Annotated in this window: 15 protein-coding genes; all 15 read left to right on the forward strand. The window is 36.4% G+C overall.

Translation table 11 applies throughout. The annotated features are described in order from the left end of the window. The first annotated feature begins 16 nt into the window (after positions 1-16). The 15 genes from L6471_RS07500 to ileS all read left to right on the forward strand — a co-directional run bounded on the left by L6471_RS07500 (position 17) and on the right by ileS (position 20,366). Positions 17-652, forward strand: coding sequence for a trimeric intracellular cation channel family protein (locus tag L6471_RS07500; protein WP_006282417.1), 636 nt, complete (start codon positions 17-19; stop codon positions 650-652). 11 nt (positions 653-663) lie between these two features. Then, complete coding sequence (locus L6471_RS07505; protein ID WP_039870376.1) at positions 664-1,362, forward strand: hypothetical protein; 699 nt, start codon at positions 664-666, stop codon at positions 1,360-1,362. 116 nt (positions 1,363-1,478) lie between these two features. Next, positions 1,479-2,627: an OmpA family protein gene (locus L6471_RS07510; RefSeq protein ID WP_094449030.1), complete on the forward strand. Its 1,149-nt coding sequence runs from the start codon at positions 1,479-1,481 to the stop codon at positions 2,625-2,627. A gap of 238 nt (positions 2,628-2,865) precedes the next feature. Beyond that, positions 2,866-3,861 carry an AAA family ATPase gene (locus L6471_RS07515; RefSeq protein WP_027453437.1) on the forward strand — a complete coding sequence of 332 codons (996 nt, stop codon included), beginning with the start codon at positions 2,866-2,868 and terminating at the stop codon, positions 3,859-3,861. 54 nt (positions 3,862-3,915) lie between these two features. Next, positions 3,916-4,785, forward strand: coding sequence for a DUF58 domain-containing protein (locus L6471_RS07520; RefSeq protein WP_074548342.1), 870 nt, complete (start codon positions 3,916-3,918; stop codon positions 4,783-4,785). 22 nt (positions 4,786-4,807) lie between these two features. Then, positions 4,808-5,887 carry a hypothetical protein gene (locus tag L6471_RS07525; protein ID WP_006282413.1) on the forward strand — a complete coding sequence of 360 codons (1,080 nt, stop codon included), beginning with the start codon at positions 4,808-4,810 and terminating at the stop codon, positions 5,885-5,887. A 29-nt stretch (positions 5,888-5,916) separates the two neighbouring features. Beyond that, positions 5,917-6,915, forward strand: a complete 999-nt coding sequence (locus L6471_RS07530; protein WP_027453438.1) for a vWA domain-containing protein — start codon at positions 5,917-5,919, stop codon at positions 6,913-6,915. 5 nt (positions 6,916-6,920) lie between these two features. Beyond that, positions 6,921-7,943: a vWA domain-containing protein gene (locus L6471_RS07535; protein WP_027453439.1), complete on the forward strand. Its 1,023-nt coding sequence runs from the start codon at positions 6,921-6,923 to the stop codon at positions 7,941-7,943. A gap of 7 nt (positions 7,944-7,950) precedes the next feature. Next, positions 7,951-8,673: a tetratricopeptide repeat protein gene (locus L6471_RS07540; protein ID WP_074548338.1), complete on the forward strand. Its 723-nt coding sequence runs from the start codon at positions 7,951-7,953 to the stop codon at positions 8,671-8,673. A 50-nt stretch (positions 8,674-8,723) separates the two neighbouring features. Further along, positions 8,724-11,336, forward strand: a complete 2,613-nt coding sequence (locus tag L6471_RS07545; protein WP_074614270.1) for a BatD family protein — start codon at positions 8,724-8,726, stop codon at positions 11,334-11,336. Positions 11,337-11,386: 50 nt separating this feature from the next. Then, the gene (locus L6471_RS07550; protein WP_006282407.1) at positions 11,387-12,085 is read left to right on the forward strand and encodes a phosphatase PAP2 family protein; all 699 of its coding nucleotides are present in this window, start codon (positions 11,387-11,389) and stop codon (positions 12,083-12,085) included. 12 nt (positions 12,086-12,097) lie between these two features. Next, positions 12,098-13,372 (forward strand): S-adenosylmethionine:tRNA ribosyltransferase-isomerase, encoded by a 1,275-nt coding sequence (locus tag L6471_RS07555; protein ID WP_006282406.1) that lies wholly within the window; start codon positions 12,098-12,100, stop codon positions 13,370-13,372. Between the two features lie 24 nt (positions 13,373-13,396). Next, positions 13,397-14,545: a DUF2027 domain-containing protein gene (locus L6471_RS07560; RefSeq protein ID WP_237797641.1), complete on the forward strand. Its 1,149-nt coding sequence runs from the start codon at positions 13,397-13,399 to the stop codon at positions 14,543-14,545. 33 nt (positions 14,546-14,578) lie between these two features. Continuing rightward, positions 14,579-16,579, forward strand: coding sequence for an NAD(+) synthase (locus L6471_RS07565; protein ID WP_237797642.1), 2,001 nt, complete (start codon positions 14,579-14,581; stop codon positions 16,577-16,579). A 118-nt stretch (positions 16,580-16,697) separates the two neighbouring features. Further along, the gene (gene ileS, locus L6471_RS07570) at positions 16,698-20,366 is read left to right on the forward strand and encodes an isoleucine--tRNA ligase (RefSeq protein WP_237797643.1); all 3,669 of its coding nucleotides are present in this window, start codon (positions 16,698-16,700) and stop codon (positions 20,364-20,366) included. Positions 20,367-20,392: the final 26 nt, after the last annotated feature.

The following is a 20,392-nucleotide window of genomic DNA, read 5'->3' on the forward strand; positions in this document are numbered from 1 at the left end:
TATAAACAATATTAATATGCTGTACGAGGATCCTGTTTTTGTAAAAAATCTGCAGGAGGTTATAGAGTTTATTGGTACCTTTGCCTTTGCTATGTCGGGTATCCGATTGGCAGGGGCTAAGCAGTACGACTGGTTTGGTGGATTTGTCTGTGGACTTGTAGTCGCAATTGGCGGAGGTACAATTCGAGATGTCATGTTAGGGCAAACTCCTTTTTGGATGACATCACCAATTTATTTGATATGTACAATGCTAGCACAGGTGGTATTTATTATCTTCCATCATATCTTAAAAAAGTTGGATAATGCGTGGCTTGTTTTTGATACTTTAGGATTAGCGTTGTTCACAATAGCTGGAATCCAAAAATCTTTAGCTTTGGGTTATCCATTTTGGGTGGCGATCATGATGGGTTGTATTACAGGCGCTGCAGGAGGTGTTATAAGAGATGTGCTTCTAAATAATGAACCTGTTATATTTCAAAAAGAAATATATGCCATCGCTTGTGTAATCGGAGGTGTCGTATATCAGTTGATGTGGATGGCTGGTGTGAGTTTATATATTACAGTACCTAGTGTATTTGTCGTGGTATGCTTGATACGTTTCCTTGCAGTGAGATATCATATATCATTGCCAAAACTACATTCTGAAGATTAAAAAATAGTGGTATGAAAAGATCTTTGGCCTTGATGGCTTTTAGTATATTAATAACCTTTTCGCCTGTGCAAATTGCTCATGCAAGCAAGATGAATAAGCAAGTAACAGTATATTTGAAGAAAGGCGAAGTTAAAGTTGCCATACTAAGAAACGAACTGAATAAACTTGATGCTCATGTAGATGTATATCTAAAAGATACCGGTGAACGTGTCCGATATAAAGCGGAATCGTTAGACAGTATTGTAATGACAGATAACGGACAACGTACAGTATGGGAATCGAAATGGATAAATCAAAGTTATAATCTAAGTTCTCCTGTAAACACGGATAGGCCATTGTTGGTAAAAAGAATTTGGAAAGGTGAAAGAACTAGTGTATATACTAGCCGAGTGGCAGAAATGACGAGTAATGCCAATAAACATTATTTTAGTCAACAAGTTGATCAGTTCTATTATGGATTAAATACAGAAAAAGAGATTCGATTGTATTATTCAGAATCGTTAGTGCCAGGAACTATCAATTTGGGTAATTTTAATGTTACAGGTTTGTCTCTTGGTGGTAGTATGAAATTGTCTTCAATGGCAAAGTTTTTTCCTCAGTATCCTGTGTTCCAAAAAAGATTGGAAACTATAAGTGTTAAACGGCGTGTGTTTCATAAAGATAAAGCCATCATTATCAAGTATCTTGATGAGTATCTTCGCATAAAATAATTTGATTAACTATTTTTTAAGAAATTCTTCCTTTTTAAAATAATATGTTTATCTTTGCATCTTATTAATGCAGTGTAATATAGTAAATAATATAGTAAAATTTCAAGAATATAGGTATGAAAAAGTTAATAATGGGATTGGCATTAGCAACTTGTGCGATGACAGGTTTTGCCCAGGAAGATTTACCAGAACAGAAGTATAGTGTTGCAACAAACTCTTTCTTTAGCAACTGGTTCGTGCAAGTTGGTGCAGATTGGAATGCTTTCTATTCGAATGAAGAGCATGGTTTAGGTCTATCTCATAGTCCATTTAAAAAGTTTCGTGCCAATCCTGGTGCTTCTATTGCCTTAGGTAAATGGTTTACACCAGGTATAGGTCTTCGCACTAAGTTCCAGGGTATTTGGGGCAAGGCTGTAGTAAATGATCAAACAAAAGGAAATCATAACAAATACCTTATTATTAACGAGCAGGTCTTGTTTAATTTAAGTAATTTGTTTTGTGGCTATAATCCTAATCGGGTGTGGAACGTAATTCCTTTTGTTGGTGCGGGTCTTGGTCGCAATATGAGTGATAATATTAATGTGGTAGATCTTAATGTCGGTTTACAATCTTCTTGGCGTTTAGGTAAAAAAGTAGATGTTTATGTAGAAGCAGGATGGAATCGTCTTGGACAGGCTTTTGATGGTGTTACAGCTGTTAAAGGTAGTTCAAATTATGATGGTGTGTGGGAAAGAAAAGACAATAATTTATATGCAGAGGTTGGTTTTACTTTCAGATTAGGCAAGTCTGGTTGGAGTAAGACTCCAGATGTTGAGGCCTTGAATGCATTGAATCAAAGTCAGTTAGATGCACTGAATAGCCAATTGGAAGATGCAAATGCAGAAAATGAGCGTTTGCGTGGAGAGTTAGAAGCTAAACAGTCAAATCAAACCTCATCAGTAGTATATAAGAGCGCACCTGTATCCGTATTCTTTAATATAGGTAAAACTAAAATAGCTTCAAGTAAGGATATGGTAAACCTCGAATCTTTTGCAAAATCAGCTAAAGAGAATAATAATAAGATTTTGGTTACTGGATATGCGGATAGCAAAACTGGTTCAGCAGAATATAATCAGAAACTGTCTCAGAGTCGTGCAGATGCAGTGGTTGAAGCTCTTGTTAAATTTGGTATAGACAAATCGATGATAACAACTCAGGCTAAGGGTGGAGTAGACGATTTGTCACCTGTAGATAATAATCGTCGAGCTACTGTAGAAATACAGTAAATTTATTGCAATAAAGTTATGAAAGATATAATTTTTTGCGAAAAAAATGAAGAAAATCCAGCTGTCTCTTAAACAGCTGGATTTTTTTTGCTTATAATCATTGAAATTTTCTTAATTTCTATACTTCTAAAAAGTTTTTTAATATTATTTAGACTGCTGTATTCGCTTAGCCCATCATTTTTGCTTACTTTTGCGTGTGTAAAAAAAAGATGGAAAAACTTCTATAGATTAAAATATTATGGCAGAATCAATAGATATTCGAGAATTAAACATTCGGATAGAACAGCAAAGTCAGTTTATTACTAATCTGACTACTGGCATGAATAAAGTTATTGTAGGACAGAGACATTTAGTAGACTCGCTATTGATCGGTCTTCTGAGTGATGGTCATATCCTTTTGGAGGGTGTTCCTGGTTTGGCTAAAACATTGGCTATTAAGACACTTTCACAGTTGATTGATTCAGATTACAGTCGTATTCAATTTACTCCAGATTTATTGCCAGCCGATGTTGTAGGAACCCTAATCTATTCACAGAAAGATGAAAAATTTCAAGTAAAACAGGGACCTGTGTTTGCCAATTTTGTGCTTGCCGATGAAATAAACCGTGCACCTGCAAAAGTTCAGAGTGCTTTGCTAGAAGCTATGCAGGAACATCAAGTAACAATTGGTGATAATACATTTAAGTTGCCAAATCCATTCCTTGTAATGGCGACTCAGAACCCTATAGAACAAGAGGGTACATATCAGTTGCCTGAGGCGCAGATGGACCGTTTTATGTTGAAAGTGATTATTGATTATCCTACAATTGAAGAGGAAAAACTTATTATTCGTGAAAACATTCAGGGGCACATGCCAACTGTAACTCCTGTAACAACAGCAGATGAAATAATCAAAGCTCGCGAGGTTGTAAATCAGGTATATCTTGATGAGAAAATAGAACAGTATATTGCGGATATTGTTTTTGCTACCCGTTATCCAGAGCGATATGGTTTGAAGGAACTTAAAAACTTCATCACTTATGGTGGTAGTCCTCGTGCAAGTATTAATTTAGCAAAAGCTGCTCGTGCATATGCGTTTATCAAGCACAGAGGTTATGTTATTCCTGAGGATGTTAGGGCTGTAGCATATGATGTATTGCGTCATCGTATCGGACTGTCGTATGAGGCTGAAGCTGATAGTGTAAACTCTGAAGAAATTATCAGTAAAATTATTAATAAAGTGGAAGTGCCTTAAGGTTTATGGCACTTGGATTAATAGTTAGGCGTCTAGATCTTTTCAATTCGAATAATGGATACAGAAGATATATTTAAAAAAGTTCGTAAAATCGAAATCAAAACTCGTGGACTGAGTCAAAATATCTTTGCAGGTCAATATCATTCAGCCTTTAAAGGTAGAGGTATGGCCTTTGCAGAGGTGCGAGGATATCAATTTGGCGATGATGTACGCGATATTGATTGGAATGTTACGGCTCGTTATCATAAACCTTTTGTAAAGGTCTTCGAGGAAGAACGAGAATTAACAGTGATGCTGTTGATAGATGTCAGTGGGTCACTTGAATTTGGTACTTCCCGGCAGATGAAAAAGGATATGGTAACAGAAATAGCAGCTACACTCGCTTTCAGTGCTATCCAAAATAATGATAAGATAGGTGTCATTTTCTTCTCTGATCGTATAGAAAAATATATTCCACCCAAAAAAGGTAAGAAGCATATATTATATCTTATACGTGAGATGCTCGACTTTCATCCACAAAGCCTGCGCACTGACATTGGTGCGGCTATGGAGTACCTTACTCGTGTTATGCGTAGACGCTGTACGGCATTCGTACTGAGCGATTTCTATGATCAACGAGATTTTAAGAAACCATTACAGATTGCTAACCAAAAACATGATGTGGTAGCTATTCAGGTATATGACCAAAGAGCAAAATCTCTTCCAGATGTTGGACTTATTAAGGTGATGGATGCTGAAACAGGGCATGAGATGTATCTTGATACGTCTTCTAAAAAATTGAGAATTGCACATGAACAGGCTTGGAAGATGAGAGAAGATTCTCTAAAACAAACATTTGCTAAAAGTAAAGTGGACTGGACTAGTGTGGCAACTCATGAGGATTTTGTTCAAGCACTGATATTGCTTTTTAAACAAAGAAGTTAAAGACGATTGTACTCGTAAAAAAATGAAAAATTGGTATAGACATATAATCTTTACACTCGTTGTATTATCAACTCCTATAGCTGGTAGTTCTCAGGTACAGGTGGAACAGCAAATTGATTCTATCCAAATAATGATAGGACAGCAGACCGATTTGCATGTTAGGGTTACCTTACCCAAGGGAAAACGTGTAGACTTCCCTTCATTAAAGCCATCTCAGTATATTACTCCTGGTGTAGAAGTATTGAAAATGAAGGATGATACAACTGAGGTCGATGATAAATCAACCCGTATAACACGTTCTTATACATTGACCTCTTTTGATGAGAAAATATATGCTATTCCGGCTTTGAAAGTAAAGGTCGCTGGTAAATCTTACCAAGGCAATCAGTTAGCACTGAAAGTTCTTACGGTACCTGTAGATACAATTCATCCAAATCAGTTTTATCCACCTAAAGATGTACAGGATAATCCTTTTTCTTGGGCAGAATGGGCTCCTTTGTTTTGGTTAAGTATCCTCTTCCTGTTGTTATGTGGAGTGGGCTTTTATCTGTATGATAGATTAAGAAAAAATAAGCCTGTTATTACACATATTAAGATAGTAAAGAAGGTACCTGCTCATCAGAAAGCACTTCATGAAATCAATGAGATGAAACAGCATCGTGTAGAAACTCAGGAAGGTCAGAAGGAATATTATACAAGATTGACGGATACGCTTCGAGAATATATTCAACAGCGATTCGGGTTCAATGCTATGGAGATGACAAGTTCTGAAATTATAGAACATCTTCAGGCAACAGGAGATAAAACTATGATTAGAGAGCTTCATGAACTTTTCCAAACTGCTGATCTTGTGAAGTTTGCTAAATACGAAACCTTAATTAATGAGAATGATGCAAATTTGGTCAATGCTATAAACTTTATAGATCAGACTAAAACGGATGAAATACCAACAGAAGAAAAGGTAAAGCCACAATTGAGTGATGATGATGTGAAAACACGCAAGAACCGTATTGTTCTAAAATCGTTGATAGCTGGTCTTATTATTGCATCATTGGCTATTTTAGGTTATGTTATATATAATGTGGTCATGTTACTGATGTAAATGACTAGATAAGAGAACACATATAAAAGATGGAATTTGCAAGTAAAGGATATTTCCTGCTTCTGCTTCTACTGATACCTTATATACTATGGTATTTTTTATATAGTAAGAAGAGTGAGCCAGCTTTAAGGATGGCAGACACCAATCCGTATCGTTATGCGCCAAAAAGTTGGCGTGTACGTTTGATACATCTGCCAATGTTCTTAAGGTGTATTACGTTCATATTGTTGGTTTTTATACTGGCACGCCCTCAGACCCATAATTCTTGGAATAACCGACAGGTGGAAGGTATAAATATTATGTTGGCAATGGATGTTTCTACCAGTATGTTAGCAGAAGATTTGAAGCCGAATCGTATAGAGGCTGCTAAAAATGTAGCTGCAGAATTTATTGCTGGTCGTCCTAATGATAATATCGGACTAACAATTTTTGCTGGAGAATCGTTTACCCAATGCCCGATGACGACAGATCATACCAGTCTGCTTACACTCTTAAAAGACGCACGTACAGATATGGCTGCTACTGGTATGATTGAAGATGGTACAGCTGTAGGTATGGGATTGGCAAACGCAGTATCTCGTTTGAAAGATGTTAAGGGTAAGAGTAAAGTGATAATCCTCCTTACTGATGGTAGTAATAATCGTGGAGATATATCGCCTATGACTGCTGCTGAGATGGCTAAGAGCTATGGCATTCGTGTTTATACGATTGGTGTAGGAACAAATAAAGTTGCTCCTTATCCAATGATGGTTGCAGGAGGAATACAATATGTAAATATGCCTGTAGATATAGATATTCAAACTCTTAAAGAAATAGCAGCAACGACAGAAGGAAATTTCTATCGTGCTACTAATACGGCTCAGTTGAAGAGTATCTATAAAGATATTGATAAACTGGAAAAAACGAAGATGAGTGTTAAGCATTATGCTAAGCGTTATGAAGCTTACCAGCCATTTGCTATGGCTGTAGTGTTTATATTATTGCTTGAAATATTGCTTCGCATAACTTGGTTTAGAAGAATACCTTAAATATTATGTTTAGATTTGACGATCCTGTATATTTATGGCTTCAGCTTCTCGTACCAGTCATGGTTCTGATACGTTTTGTAGGTTGGCGCAGAAGAATTAAGAAAATAAAAAAGTTTGGTGATCCTGAGTTGGTCGCACAATTGATGCCTGATATATCTGTATATCGACCTTCAGTTAAATTTTGGTTAGCTCTAGGTGCATTATCCTTGGCGATTATTATGCTAGCCCGTCCCCAAATGGGTACTCGTATATCTCATGATAAGCGTAATGGAATAGAGACAATGATAGCTTTAGATATTTCTAATTCTATGTTGGCTGAGGATGTTGCTCCATCAAGATTGACTAAGAGTAAGATGCTGGTAGAAAATTTGGTTGATCATTTTAATAATGATCAAATCGGACTGGTGGTTTTTGCAGGCCAATCTTATGTTCAGTTACCTATTACCAGCGATTATGTATCTGCAAAAATGTTTTTGCAAGACATTCAACCAAGTCTTATTCAGACGCAAGGAACAGATATAGCAGGTGCTATCAATACTTGTATGCACGCTTTTACTCCAAATGATAAAGTGGGTAAGGCTATTATCGTTATTACGGATGGCGAAGATCATGAAGGTGGTGCAATTGAGGCTGCTAAAGCAGCTCATGATAGAGGTATTAATGTGTTTATCCTTGGTATAGGAGATTCTAAAGGTGCACCAATTCCAATGGGTAATGGTGACTATCTGAAAGACCGTTCTGGTAATACTGTAATGACTGCTGTAAATGAACAAATGTGTAAGCAAATTGCTGAAGCAGGTAGTGGAAAGTATATCCACGTGGATAATACTAAAGATGCAGAAAATCAGTTGAATGATGATTTAAGTAGATTACAAAAAGGTGAAACTGATAGTGTCATCTATAGTGATTATAATGAACAGTTTCAGGCTGTAGCAATTGTGGTTATGTTTCTGCTAATCTTAGAAATCTGTGTTCTTTACAGGAAGAATCCACTCATGAAAAATATAAAAATTTTCAAACGGAAGTAATAAGAAAATGAGAGATTGTTATCGCTATATTATATTAATAGTTATGATGGTTTGCACCCTGTCATTACAAGCTCAAAGTGACAGAGGGCTTATTCGTATGGGTAATCGTGCTTTTCATGCTCAGAAATGGACTAAGGCTGAAATTAATTACCGTAAAGCTTTGGCAAAGAATAGTTCAAACTCTCAAGCTCTTTATAACTTGGGTTGTGCCTTGCTGCAACAAGATAAAGACTCTATGGCGGTTGAACAATTTGAAAAAGCAAGTAAAATAGAAAATAATCCTTTCAGACGTTCAAAAAGCTATCATAATATAGGTGTGATTATGCAAAAGCAGCGTCAGTATGCTCAAGCAATTGATGCTTATAAAATGAGTTTACGAGATAATCCAGGCGATAACGAGACGCGTTATAATCTCGCTCTTTGTAAAAAACTGTTGAAAAATAATCCTAATCAACAGAACAAAAAAAATGATAAAAATAAAGATAAGAACAAGAATAAGGATAAAAAGAATCAAAATAATAAAAAGGAAGATCAAAATCAAAATCAAAATAAGAAGGGGCAAAATCAAGATAAAAACAAAAATCAAAATCAGCGGCATGAGCAGAAAATGAGTCGGGATAATGCCGATCAACTTTTGAATGCTGCTATCCAGCAAGAAAAAGCTACAAAACAGAAGATGCAGCGAAATATGTCGCAGCCAAAAAGCCGTAATTTGGATAAAAATTGGTAATTTTGCAAAACAGAATTATGTTATTAAACATAGATATAAATTTTTAGAGGATGAGATTGACTTTACGATATTTCATATTATGTGTATTTTGTGCTTTGAATGCTATTGCACTTAAAGCACAATCTATAACTGTATCTGCTCCATCTCATGTCGCAGCTGGAGAGAATTTTCGTCTGGCTTATACTGTGAATACGCAAGATGTAGAAGAGTTTCGTGCAGGGAATATACCAGGAGCATTAGAGGTACTGGCAGGTCCATATACATCTTCGCAGTCTAGTTTTCAGATGATTAATGGGCATACAAGTAGTTCCTCTTCGGTTACTTTTACTTATACTTTGTATGCCTCAAAGGATGGCACGTTTAAAATTCCACCAGCTTATGCTATTGTTAACGGAAAGCGTATTCATTCTCATGCCGTGACAGTACATGTCTCTGGCCATGTTTCATCTTCGAATAACCAGCAGCCTTCAATGCATCAGAATAATGTTAATACTTCCCGTATGCAATCTGCTGGTACTCCTATCTCTGGAAATGACTTGTTTATTCGTGTTAGTGCGAATAAAAAACATGTTCATGAGCAGGAGCCCGTACTTCTAACCTATAAGGTATATACTCAGGTGGATTTGACTCAATTGGAGGGTAAAATGCCTGATTTAAAAGGCTTTCATTCTCAAGAGGTTCAGTTACCTCAACAGAAGTCTTTTCATCTAGAAAAAGTTGGAGGCAAAACCTATAAGTGTGTTACTTGGAGTCAGTATGTTATGTATCCTCAAATGACAGGAAAACTGACAATACCTAGCATTACTTTTAATGGTATTGTTGTTCAAGAAAATAGAAGTGTAGATCCGTTTGAGGCTTTCTTTAATGGAGGTTCTGGTTATGTTGAAGTAAAAAAGAGTATAAAAGCTCCTAGTATTGATATAACTGTAGATCCGTTACCTAATCGTCCTACAGATTTCTCTGGTGGAGTTGGTAAATTTAATATCTCTGCTCAGTTGGATAAAAGGGAATTGAAATCAGGTAATCCTATTAATCTTCGTATTGTCGTAGGGGGTATTGGTAACTTAAAGTTGATAAAGCAGCCTATAGTTAATTTTCCTAAGGATTTCGATACTTATGATCCCAAAGTTACCGATAAGACAAAGTTGACTGCGAATGGTTTGGAAGGTAATATGGTTTATGATTTTATGGCTGTTCCTAGAAATCAAGGTACTTATACTATTCCATCTGTTACTTTTACTTATTATGATGTTACACAGAATGCGTACAAAACAATTAAGACTCAGCCATTTACAATTCATGTAGAGCGAGGTGATGGTGGCTTAAGTTCTTCTGCAGATTTTACTCAAGATATCGATAAGGATATTCATGCTATAAAGAAGGGACCTGTTGAACTTAGTAAAAAGCATGATTTCTTCTTTGGCAGTACTTCTTATACGATTTGGCTGACTATTTGTATCTGTATCTTTGTAGCATTGCTTATTGTTTTCCGTCAGCGTGCGTTGGAAAATGCCGATATGGTAGGGAAGCGTAGAAACAGAGCAAATAAAATTGCTAGTAAACGACTTAAGAAGGCCAGTCAATTGATGTTTAAAAATAGACAGGCAGAATTTTATGATGAAGTTCTAAGAGCACTTTGGGGATATGTTGGTGATAAATTAAATATGCCAGTAGTAACCCTTTCTCGTGATAATATTCAGGATAATTTGGCGAATAATCATGTGGATAGTGAAACTATTAAAAAGTTTGTTAGTGCTTTAGACGAGTGTGAGTTTGAACGTTATGCTCCTGGTGATCCAACTGGTAATATGAATAAGACATTTGAATCTGCTATGACTGCAATTGAACATATTGAGGATTCTCTTAAAGCTTCTAAAAAAGCGAGAAAATCAGGATTTCATACTTTGTTGTTGCTTTTTGCTTTTGTAATGGTATCATTGTCTGCACAGGCTGCGCCAAAGAGCAGTGCAGATGCTGCAAGTAAAAAAATTGCTGATTCTGAATATCTTCGTGGAAATTATCATCAGGCAATCAAAGATTATAACGAAATATTGAAACGAGGAGTATCTGCCGATATATATTATAATTTAGGTAATTCTTATTACCGTACAGACAACCTTACTCAGGCTATCTTGGCTTATGAGCGAGCTTATTTACTTGCACCAGGTGATGCTGATATCCGATTTAATCTTCAATTTGCAAGTAGTAAGACTATCGATAAAATTACACCGATTAATGAAATGTTTTTTGTTACATGGTATCATTCTTTGGTTAATTTTACGAGTGTGGACAATTGGGCTTGCATGGCTATTGGTTTTATCATTGTAGCTTTGGTTCTTACTTTGATATATTTGTTCTCATATAATATCCTGATGAGGAAAATTGGTTTCTTTGGTGGTATTCTCTTTATCGTATTATTCCTAATGGCCAATTTGTTTGCTTTTCAGCAGAAGCAGACGCTTCTGAATCGATCCGGAGCTATAGTCATTGCTCCTACAGTAAATGTTATGAAGACACCTTCGACAAATAGTACACAATCTTTTGTAATTCATGAAGGAACTCATGTTGATATTACAGATAAAACAATGAAGGATTGGAGAGGTATAAAACTAGCAGATGGTCGTGAAGGATGGATTGAAACGAAACAAATAGAAGAAATATGATTATTTCTATTTTGGTTTATTTACGGAAATTAGTATTATTATAAGGTGAAATGGACTTTAATGGTCTTTTAGATATAGATAGAGCAATCTTACTATTTTTTAATGGAAGTGAAAGCCTCTTTTTAGATGGAGTGGTTGTGTCATTAACAAATGGCTTGACATGGATTCCACTCTATATGGCATTATTGTTTCTTGTTATTAAAAATAATGAGAATATGGCTCAAATTATGTTGGCAATAGGTTGTGCTTTCCTATGTGTATTCTTAGCTGACGGAATGACTGATGGTATTATTAAACCGTGGGTTGGACGGTTGCGTCCTCTTAATGATCCAGCATTTAAGAGTTCTTTGGATTTGGTTGCTAATGTAAGTGGGGATAAATTTAGTTTTTTCTCTGCTCATGCTGCTAATACAATGTCTATTGCCATATTTTTTTGTCTTTTGGTAAGAAGCAAAGTCCTTAATTATACGCTTTTTTCATGGAGTTTAATTAATTGCTGGACAAGACTATATTTGGGGATGCATTATCCAAGTGATATTATTTGTGGAATCTTATGGGGATGTGTTGCTGGTGCAATAGGTTATGTAGTCTTTAAAAATGTTTATCGTAGGATTTCAACAAATGCAAATTATATATCCTGTCAGTATACACAAACAGGATATGATTTGGATGATATCAATATGGTATTGACAGTAGTATCTTTTATCTTAATATATGTTGTGATGAAAGGAATTTTATTTACTTTTTAAATTGTGCGAGAAATGGAAACAAAACATATAAAAATAAGTGATTATAGTTATGATTTGCCTGATGAAAGAATAGCAAAATTCCCTCTAAGTCAGCGTGATCATTCTAAACTTTTGTTGTACAAGCATGGTGAAGTTAGTGAAGATGTATTTTATAATATTCCTAACCATCTTCCTAAAGGTGCACTAATGGTTTGTAATAATACTCGAGTTATTCAGGCTCGTATGCATTTCCGTAAAGCAACTGGAGCTTTAATCGAAGTGTTCTTGATGGAACCTGCTGCACCTACTGATTATGAATTAATGTTTCAAACGACAGGTCATTGTGCTTGGCTATGTATGATAGGTAATCTGAAAAAGTGGAAAGAAGGTTCTCTTAAACGTGATTTTTCCATTAATGGTCATGAGTTTACGTTGGTAGCATCCCTTCGTCGTGGCGAAGCTTTGACTCCAGAACAAGAAAAGTTGACTACTCATTCTGGTGGAACTAATTACTGGGTAGATTTTGAGTGGAATACTGAAAAAGTAAATTTTGCTGAAATTCTTGAAGCTGTCGGGGAACTGCCAATACCACCATATTTGAACAGAGAAACTCAAGAAAGCGATAAGACAACTTATCAAACTGTTTATAGTAAAATAAAAGGAAGTGTTGCTGCACCTACTGCTGGTCTTCATTTTACAGATTCTGTTTTGTCGGACTTAGATAAACATGGAATTGTACGTGATGAGGTTACCCTTCATGTTGGAGCGGGTACATTTAAACCTGTAAAAAGTGTAGAAATAGATGGTCATGAGATGCATACAGAGTATATTGTAGTGCATCGTCATACCTTTGAGAGACTTTTGGAACATGATTGTAGTGCTATTGCTGTTGGTACAACAAGTGTTCGTACTCTTGAAAGTCTTTATTATATGGGTGTCTATTTGGAACATCATCCTGATGCTTCAGAAGACGAGTTGCATGTCCATCAATGGACTCCTTATGACGATGGGCGAGATGGAAAACTTGTAGATGGAATTACGGCTGTGAAAGCTATGCAAAATATCTTAGATTATTTGGATCGAAATAATTTGGAAGCGTTACATAGCAGCACCCAAATTATTATAGCTCCAGGTTATGAATATAAGATAGTTAAGATGCTTATAACTAATTTTCATCAGCCACAAAGTACTTTACTTCTTTTAGTTAGTGCATTTTTGAAAGGAGATTGGCGAAAGGTTTATGATTATGCTTTAAGTCATGAGTTTCGTTTCCTTAGCTATGGAGATAGTTCTCTGCTGATTCCTTAATTACTAATTATATCAAGGTAAGTTATGAAAGTTAAAATCGGTGATAAAGTAAGATTTTTGTCAGAAACTGGTGGTGGAAAAGTTGCCGGTTTTCAAGAAGGTAATATCGTATTGGTAGAAGATGAAGATGGCTTTCAGATTCCAACACCAATTACTGATATTGTTGTAGTAGAGCAGGATGATTATAGCATGGGTAAAATGATCAATGAAAAGATGGATGCTCGTGAGGCAGCCGAAGCTCATGCTAATACAGAACTTGCACATGATAGTCGTAGTATCAAGTCTATGTTGAGTGCTCATGATGAAGCCGTGTCCATGGAGGTTGATGATTATGATCCGGCTGATCGTGAAATTACTTTTCAAAAGCAAGTTGAGGAACGTCAGGGAGGTAATAAACTTTCTGCTTTCTTAGCATTCGTTCCTAAAAATATCAAGGAATTTGAAAAAACAGAGTTTGAATGTTACTTGGTTAATGATAGCAATTATTATCTTCAGTATGTGTATTTTATTTCTGAAGGTAATGCGTGGACATTGAAAGCGCAGGGTGTTGTTGAACCAAATATGAAACTTTTTATAGAAGATGTAAATAGTGAGAATCTGAATGATTTAGGTCGTGTTGCTATGCAAATGATGGCTTTTAAAAAGGATAAGCCGTTCTTATTGAAACCTGCAATAGATGTTCAATTCCGTATTGATCCTATTAAGTTCTATAAGTTTCATGCTTTTGAAGAAAATGATTTCTTCGAACAGCCTTCATTACTCTATACAATCGTTGATAATGATGAAGTCGCTCGTCCATTGATAATTGACAGTAAACGTTTGAAAGCTCAAATGTATAAGGACGATGCTGTTGTGGCGCAGACGGAGAAAAAGAAGACTGTGAAAGATGATGGAACAATTATTGTGGATTTACATGCAGATGAAGTCTTGGAAACTACTCAGGGTATGAATTCTGCTGATATTCTTCATTATCAGATAGACTACTTTAAGAAAATAATGGATGAAAATAAAAAGAAAAAAGGACAAAAAATTATTTTTATCCATGGTAAAGGAGAGGGTGTGCTACGTCAAGCTTTAGTGCACGAATTGAATTATCGTTATAAGAATTGTACCTATCAAGATGCTTCTTTCCAAGAATATGGTTATGGTGCAACTCAGGTAACAATCCGCTAATTTAGAATTGTTAATATGATAAGCAATGTCAATATGAACTACGGTTTTATTAAAGTCGCTTCAGCAGTTCCTAATGTGAAAGTTGGCGATATCGAATATAATACACACGAAATAGAAAGTATTATAGCTCAAGCAGAGGGTAAGGGTGTTGAAATAGTTGTTTTTCCAGAACTTTCGATAACAGGCTATAGTTGTCAGGATTTGTTTGGGCAGCAACTTCTTTTGGAAGCATCTGAAAATGCGATATTGATGTTGCTTGATTTTACTCGAAAATTGGATATTATCGCTATTGTAGGTGCTCCTGTTGCGGCTAATGGCTTACTCCTAAATTGTGGCGTTGTTATTCAGAAAGGGCAGATTCTAAGTATTGTTCCAAAAACATATTTACCAAATTATAGCGAATTCTATGAGAAGCGTTGGTTTGCTTCTGCACAGGATTTAAAAAACATGAGTATCCGTTATGCAGGTCATACTTTACAACTTACTCCTGATGTTCAACTCTTCAGAACAGTAGATGGTGTTCAGTTTGGTATAGAAGTTTGTGAAGATGTTTGGGCTCCGGCACCGCCAAGTAATAAATTAGCTTTGGCAGGTGCAGATTTGATTTTTAATCTTTCTGCTAGTGATGAACTAATTGGAAAGCATGCTTATCTAAAGAGTCTGTTGGCGCAACAAAGTGCACGTACTATGACTGGATATATTTATAGTAGTTGTGGTTTTGGTGAAAGTACACAAGATGTAGTTTATGGGGGCAATGCGCTAATATATGAAAATGGACAATTGCTAGAAGAAGGTGATCGCTTTTCTGTTTCATCACAAATGGTTGTAAGCCAGATTGATGTGGAAAAACTTCGTAGTGAACGACGTACCAATAGTACGTATGTAAATGCTCAGCGTAATATCAAATATTCAGAATTGAATGGGCAATTTGCTATTCGAACGATTGATGCTAAATCGAGTGATATAATTCATGACTTTAAGTTAGAGCGAAAGGTTAATGCTCATCCTTTTATTCCTACGTCTTCAGATATGAATGCATCTTGCGAGGAAATTTTTAATATTCAGACCATGGGTTTGGCCAAACGTTTGGTTCATACTCATTGCAAGACCGTTGTTATAGGAATTAGTGGAGGATTAGATTCAACGCTGGCTTTGCTCGTATGTTGCAGAACGTTTGATCGGTTGGGACTTGACAGAAAGGGAATTGTTGGCGTAACCATGCCTGGTTTTGGTACAACAGATCGTACTTTTAACAATGCTATATCCTTGATGAATGGTTTGGGAATCACTATTCGTGAAATAAGTATAGCTAAATCGGTAACGCAGCATTTTGAAGATATCGGTCATGACATATCGGTGCATGATATCACTTATGAGAATGGACAGGCTCGTGAACGAACTCAAATTCTGATGGATTTGAGTAATCAACTTGGTGGAATGGTTATCGGTACAGGTGATTTGTCTGAATTAGCATTAGGTTGGGCGACTTATAATGGTGATCATATGAGTATGTATGGCGTAAACTGTAGTATCCCCAAAACATTGATAAAATATTTGGTACGCTATGTTGCTATGACTTCAGTTGATGAAACTTCGAAAGAAACGTTGTTAGATATCATTGATACACCAATAAGTCCAGAATTAGTACCTGCTGATGAAGATGGTAATATCAAGCAGAAAACAGAAGATCTTGTAGGACCTTATGAGTTACATGATTTCTTCTTGTATTATTTCTTGCGTTTTGGTTTTCGTCCAAAGAAAATCTATATGCTGGCACGTCATGCTTTTGAGCAACCTACTTCTGATACAGTTAAAGAAACGAAAGGGGCTGATCTTGGAGGAAAATACGATGATGAAACTATAAAAAAGTGGTTAAAAGTCTTTGTTCGTCGTTTCTTTAATCAGCAATTTAAGCGTAGTTGTCTGCCTGATGGCCCAAAGGTAGGAAGTGTCAGTTTGAGTCCACGTGGTGATTGGCGTATGCCTTCTGATGCCGTTTCTACAATATGGTTAAAGGATTTAGAGAATCTATAATGAATAGTTACAAATAGAGTGCAAAGTTATGTAGTTCATAAATTATTTGGTGAAAAAAATATTTTTGTGTAACTTTGCGCTCATTAAAAAATATTACGTAATAAATAAAGATCATATCATGGCTAAGAAATTTGCCGAACATAACGGTCTTGATCTTGTTAAGACCAATAAAGACGTTTTAGCAGAGTGGGAAAAGAATGATATTTTCCACAAATCTATTGATGAGCGTGAAGGATGTCCTCAATTTATTTTCTTTGAGGGACCTCCATCTGCTAATGGTCATCCGGGTATTCATCATGTCCTTGCTCGTTCTATCAAGGATACTTTTAATAGATACAAAACTATGCAAGGATTCCAGGTTCATCGTAAGGCTGGATGGGATACTCATGGACTTCCTGTAGAACTTGGTGTGGAAAAAGAATTAGGTATCACGAAAAAGGATATTGATAATAAGGCTTCAGAAAAGTATATTTCTGTAGAAGATTACAATAAGAAATGCCGTGAAAATGTCATGATGTTTACTCAGGAATGGCGTACTTTGACAGAAGAAATGGGCTATTTCGTGGATCTTGATCATCCTTATATTACCTATGACAATAAGTATATTGAAACACTATGGTGGTTGTTGAAACAACTCTATAATAAAGGTTTACTTTATAAGGGCTATACTATTCAACCTTATTCTCCTGGAGCAGGTACTGGCTTATCTTCTCATGAATTGAATCAGCCTGGTTGCTATCGTGATGTTAAAGATACAACTGTTACTGCTCAATTTGCTATTCAACCAGCTGATTGGGAAGTTTTGAAAACTAAAAGTCAGAGTTTGAAGCATGCAAAAGAGTGGGGTGCTCCTTATTTCTTAGCTTGGACAACAACACCTTGGACTTTAGCTTCTAATACAGCTCTTTGTGTAGGTCCTAAGTTTGATTATGTGGTTATTCAAACTTATAATCCATATAATGCAAAAAAGATGACCCTCATCATGGCTAATGATTTGGTTAATGCTTATTTGAAGCCTGAAGGTCAAGTTACGGATGATGGCGAACTGCCAGAATATCAGCATGGTGATAAATACGTACCTTATAAGATTATTGCTCATTTTAAAGGAACAGACCTTGAAGGTATACACTATCAGCAGTTAATGCCATGGGTTAAGCCTTGTGAAAAAATTGGCGATTTTGCACCTTCATTTGTTAATGAATATGCTGCGGCGCATCCTGAAAAGGTATTTGCCAGTGAGGATGGGCGCGATAAGTTTGTGGAAATGGCTGATGAGGCCTTCAGAGTTATATTGGGTGACTACGTGACAACTGATGATGGTACTGGTATCGTACATATTGCGCCTACTTTTGGTGCTGACGATGCTAAGGTTGCTAAGGATGCTAATATCCCTGCTCTTTATCTTATTTCAAAGAAGGGAGAAACTCGTCCTATGGTTGATCTCCAGGGTAAGTATTACTTAGTAGACGATCTTGATGTCAATTTTGTAAAGGCTTGTGTAAACGATGTATACAGTCACCATGCAGGTGATTATGTAAAGAATTCATACGATCCGAAATATAATCCTGATGGCGTTTGGGATAAGAAAGCTAGTGAAAAGGCTGAAGATCTTAATGTCGTCATTTGTATGGAGATGAAGCAGGAAGGTACTGCGTTCAAGATAGAGAAGCATGTACACAATTATCCTCATTGTTGGCGTACAGACAAGCCAATTCTCTATTATCCACTCGATAGCTGGTTTATTAAAGATACAGCTAAAAAAGAGCGTATGGTAGAGTTAAACAAAACAATCAACTGGCAGCCAGAATCAACTGGTAGTGGTCGTTTTGGTAATTGGCTTGAGAACTTGAATGACTGGAATCTTTCTCGTTCACGTTTTTGGGGTACTCCATTGAATATTTGGCGTGATGAAAATCGTAATGCTAAATGTATTGGTTCTTTAGAGGAGTTATATGCAGAAATCGAAAAGTCTGTTGCTGCAGGTGTTATGACTTCTAACCCTTTGAAGGATAAAGGTTTTATTCCTGGTGATTACAGTCAGGAAAACTATGATAAGATAGATTTACATCGTCCATATATTGACCGTATAATATTGGTAGATGAGGAAGGTAAGCCTATGTATCGTGAGAGTGACTTGATTGATGTTTGGTTTGATTCTGGTTCAATGCCTTATGCACAGCAGCATTACCCATTTGAGGGAGCTATGAATGCTGAGGCTTTGGCTGCTACAGGCAAGAGTGAAGCCGAGTATCGAGAAGAATTGGTACATAGCACATATACAGGTATCCCTGTACCTCCAGCTTATTATCCAGCAGACTTCATTAATGAGGGTGTTGACCAAACTCGTGGTTGGTTCTTCACTTTGCATGCGATTTCAACCATGGTATTTGACCAGGTTGCCTTCAAAAATGTTATTTCTTCAGGTTTAGTACTTGATGCAAAGGGTAACAAGATGAGTAAGCATGTAGGTAATGTTACCAACCCATTTGAGATGATTGATAAGTATGGCGCTGATCCTGTACGCTTTTACATGCTTACAAATAGTGAACCATGGGATAATTTGAAGTTTGATCCTAATGGTGTAGATGAAACGCGTCGTAAGTTTTTTGGAACTCTTTACAATACCTATTCTTTCTTTGCACTTTATGCAAATGTTGATAATTTTGATGTAGATGCTCCACAGGTAGCTTTCGAAAAGCGTCCAGAGATAGATCGTTGGATTCTCTCATGTCTTAATACATTAGTTAAAAATGTTAAGAAGGAGTTGGATAGTTATGATCCTACACGTGCTGGTCGTTTGATCGAATCTTTTGTTAATGACGACTTGAGTAACTGGTATGTTCGTTTGAATCGTAAGCGTTTCTGGGGTAAAGAGATGAGCGAAGACAAACTGAGTGCTTATCAGACTCTCTATGCTTGTTTGATGACTGTGGCTAAGGTTGTTGCTCCATTTGCGCCGTTCTTCGCAGATCAATTATATAAGGATTTGGGTGGTAATTTGGCTAGTGTCCACTTATCACAGTATCCTGCTGTAGATGAGACAGCAATTAATGTTGATTTAGAGGCACGTATGGCTATCGCTCAGAAGATTACTTCTATGGTTCTTGCTCTTCGTCGTAAGGTAAATATCAAAGTTCGTCAGCCACTTCAGCAGATTATGATACCTGCAGTTAACGATGAGCAAAAGGCTCATATCGAAGCTGTAGCTGAACTTGTGAAAAATGAGGTGAATGTCAAGGAACTTAAGTTTGTTGAGGGTCAAGGTATTCTCGTCAAGAAGGTAAAATGCAATTTCCGTGTTATGGGTAAGAAGTATGGTAAACTTATGAAGGGAGTTGCTGCTCATATGAGTACTTTGAGCCAGGAACAGATAGCTTTGCTTGAGCAGAATGGTTCTTATTGCTTCGAACTTGAAGATCAGTCAATTACTGTTGATGTAGCTGATGTCGAGATTATATCTGAGGATATTCCAGGTTGGCTGGTCTCTAATGAAGGTAATCTTACAGTTGCTCTTGAAGTGGAATTGACTGAGGAGTTGAAAAAGGAGGGTATGGCTCGTGAATTAATTAACCGAATCCAAAATATTAGAAAGGATTCTGGGCTTGAGATTACTGATCGTGTCCAAATTACTCTTGCTCCTCAAGAAGAGGTAGAGAAAGCCGTTGAGGCATATGCTGAATTAATTAAAGGACAGGTGTTGGCCAATAGTATAACTATTGCTGATAATGATGGAGTTGCAACTGAGTTTGATGACTTTTCTATCAATATCAAAGTTGTAAAAGATTAATATTAATGCGATAATTGGGGGAGAGA

The sequence above is a fragment of the Segatella bryantii genome, from assembly GCF_022024215.1.
Lineage (GTDB): Bacteria > Bacteroidota > Bacteroidia > Bacteroidales > Bacteroidaceae > Prevotella > Prevotella bryantii.

Coding starts and splice junctions, on each gene's coding strand:
- L6471_RS07515 (WP_027453437.1), top strand. CDS start 2,866: ATGGCAGAATCAATAGATATTCGAGAATTAAACATTCGGATAGAACAG.
- L6471_RS07545 (WP_074614270.1), top strand. CDS start 8,724: ATGAGATTGACTTTACGATATTTCATATTATGTGTATTTTGTGCTTTG.
- L6471_RS07510 (WP_094449030.1), top strand. CDS start 1,479: ATGAAAAAGTTAATAATGGGATTGGCATTAGCAACTTGTGCGATGACA.
- L6471_RS07520 (WP_074548342.1), top strand. CDS start 3,916: ATGGATACAGAAGATATATTTAAAAAAGTTCGTAAAATCGAAATCAAA.
- L6471_RS07525 (WP_006282413.1), top strand. CDS start 4,808: ATGAAAAATTGGTATAGACATATAATCTTTACACTCGTTGTATTATCA.
- L6471_RS07560 (WP_237797641.1), top strand. CDS start 13,397: ATGAAAGTTAAAATCGGTGATAAAGTAAGATTTTTGTCAGAAACTGGT.
- ileS (WP_237797643.1), top strand. CDS start 16,698: ATGGCTAAGAAATTTGCCGAACATAACGGTCTTGATCTTGTTAAGACC.
- L6471_RS07505 (WP_039870376.1), top strand. CDS start 664: ATGAAAAGATCTTTGGCCTTGATGGCTTTTAGTATATTAATAACCTTT.
- L6471_RS07530 (WP_027453438.1), top strand. CDS start 5,917: ATGGAATTTGCAAGTAAAGGATATTTCCTGCTTCTGCTTCTACTGATA.
- L6471_RS07540 (WP_074548338.1), top strand. CDS start 7,951: ATGAGAGATTGTTATCGCTATATTATATTAATAGTTATGATGGTTTGC.
- L6471_RS07500 (WP_006282417.1), top strand. CDS start 17: ATGCTGTACGAGGATCCTGTTTTTGTAAAAAATCTGCAGGAGGTTATA.
- L6471_RS07565 (WP_237797642.1), top strand. CDS start 14,579: ATGAACTACGGTTTTATTAAAGTCGCTTCAGCAGTTCCTAATGTGAAA.
- L6471_RS07555 (WP_006282406.1), top strand. CDS start 12,098: ATGGAAACAAAACATATAAAAATAAGTGATTATAGTTATGATTTGCCT.
- L6471_RS07535 (WP_027453439.1), top strand. CDS start 6,921: ATGTTTAGATTTGACGATCCTGTATATTTATGGCTTCAGCTTCTCGTA.
- L6471_RS07550 (WP_006282407.1), top strand. CDS start 11,387: ATGGACTTTAATGGTCTTTTAGATATAGATAGAGCAATCTTACTATTT.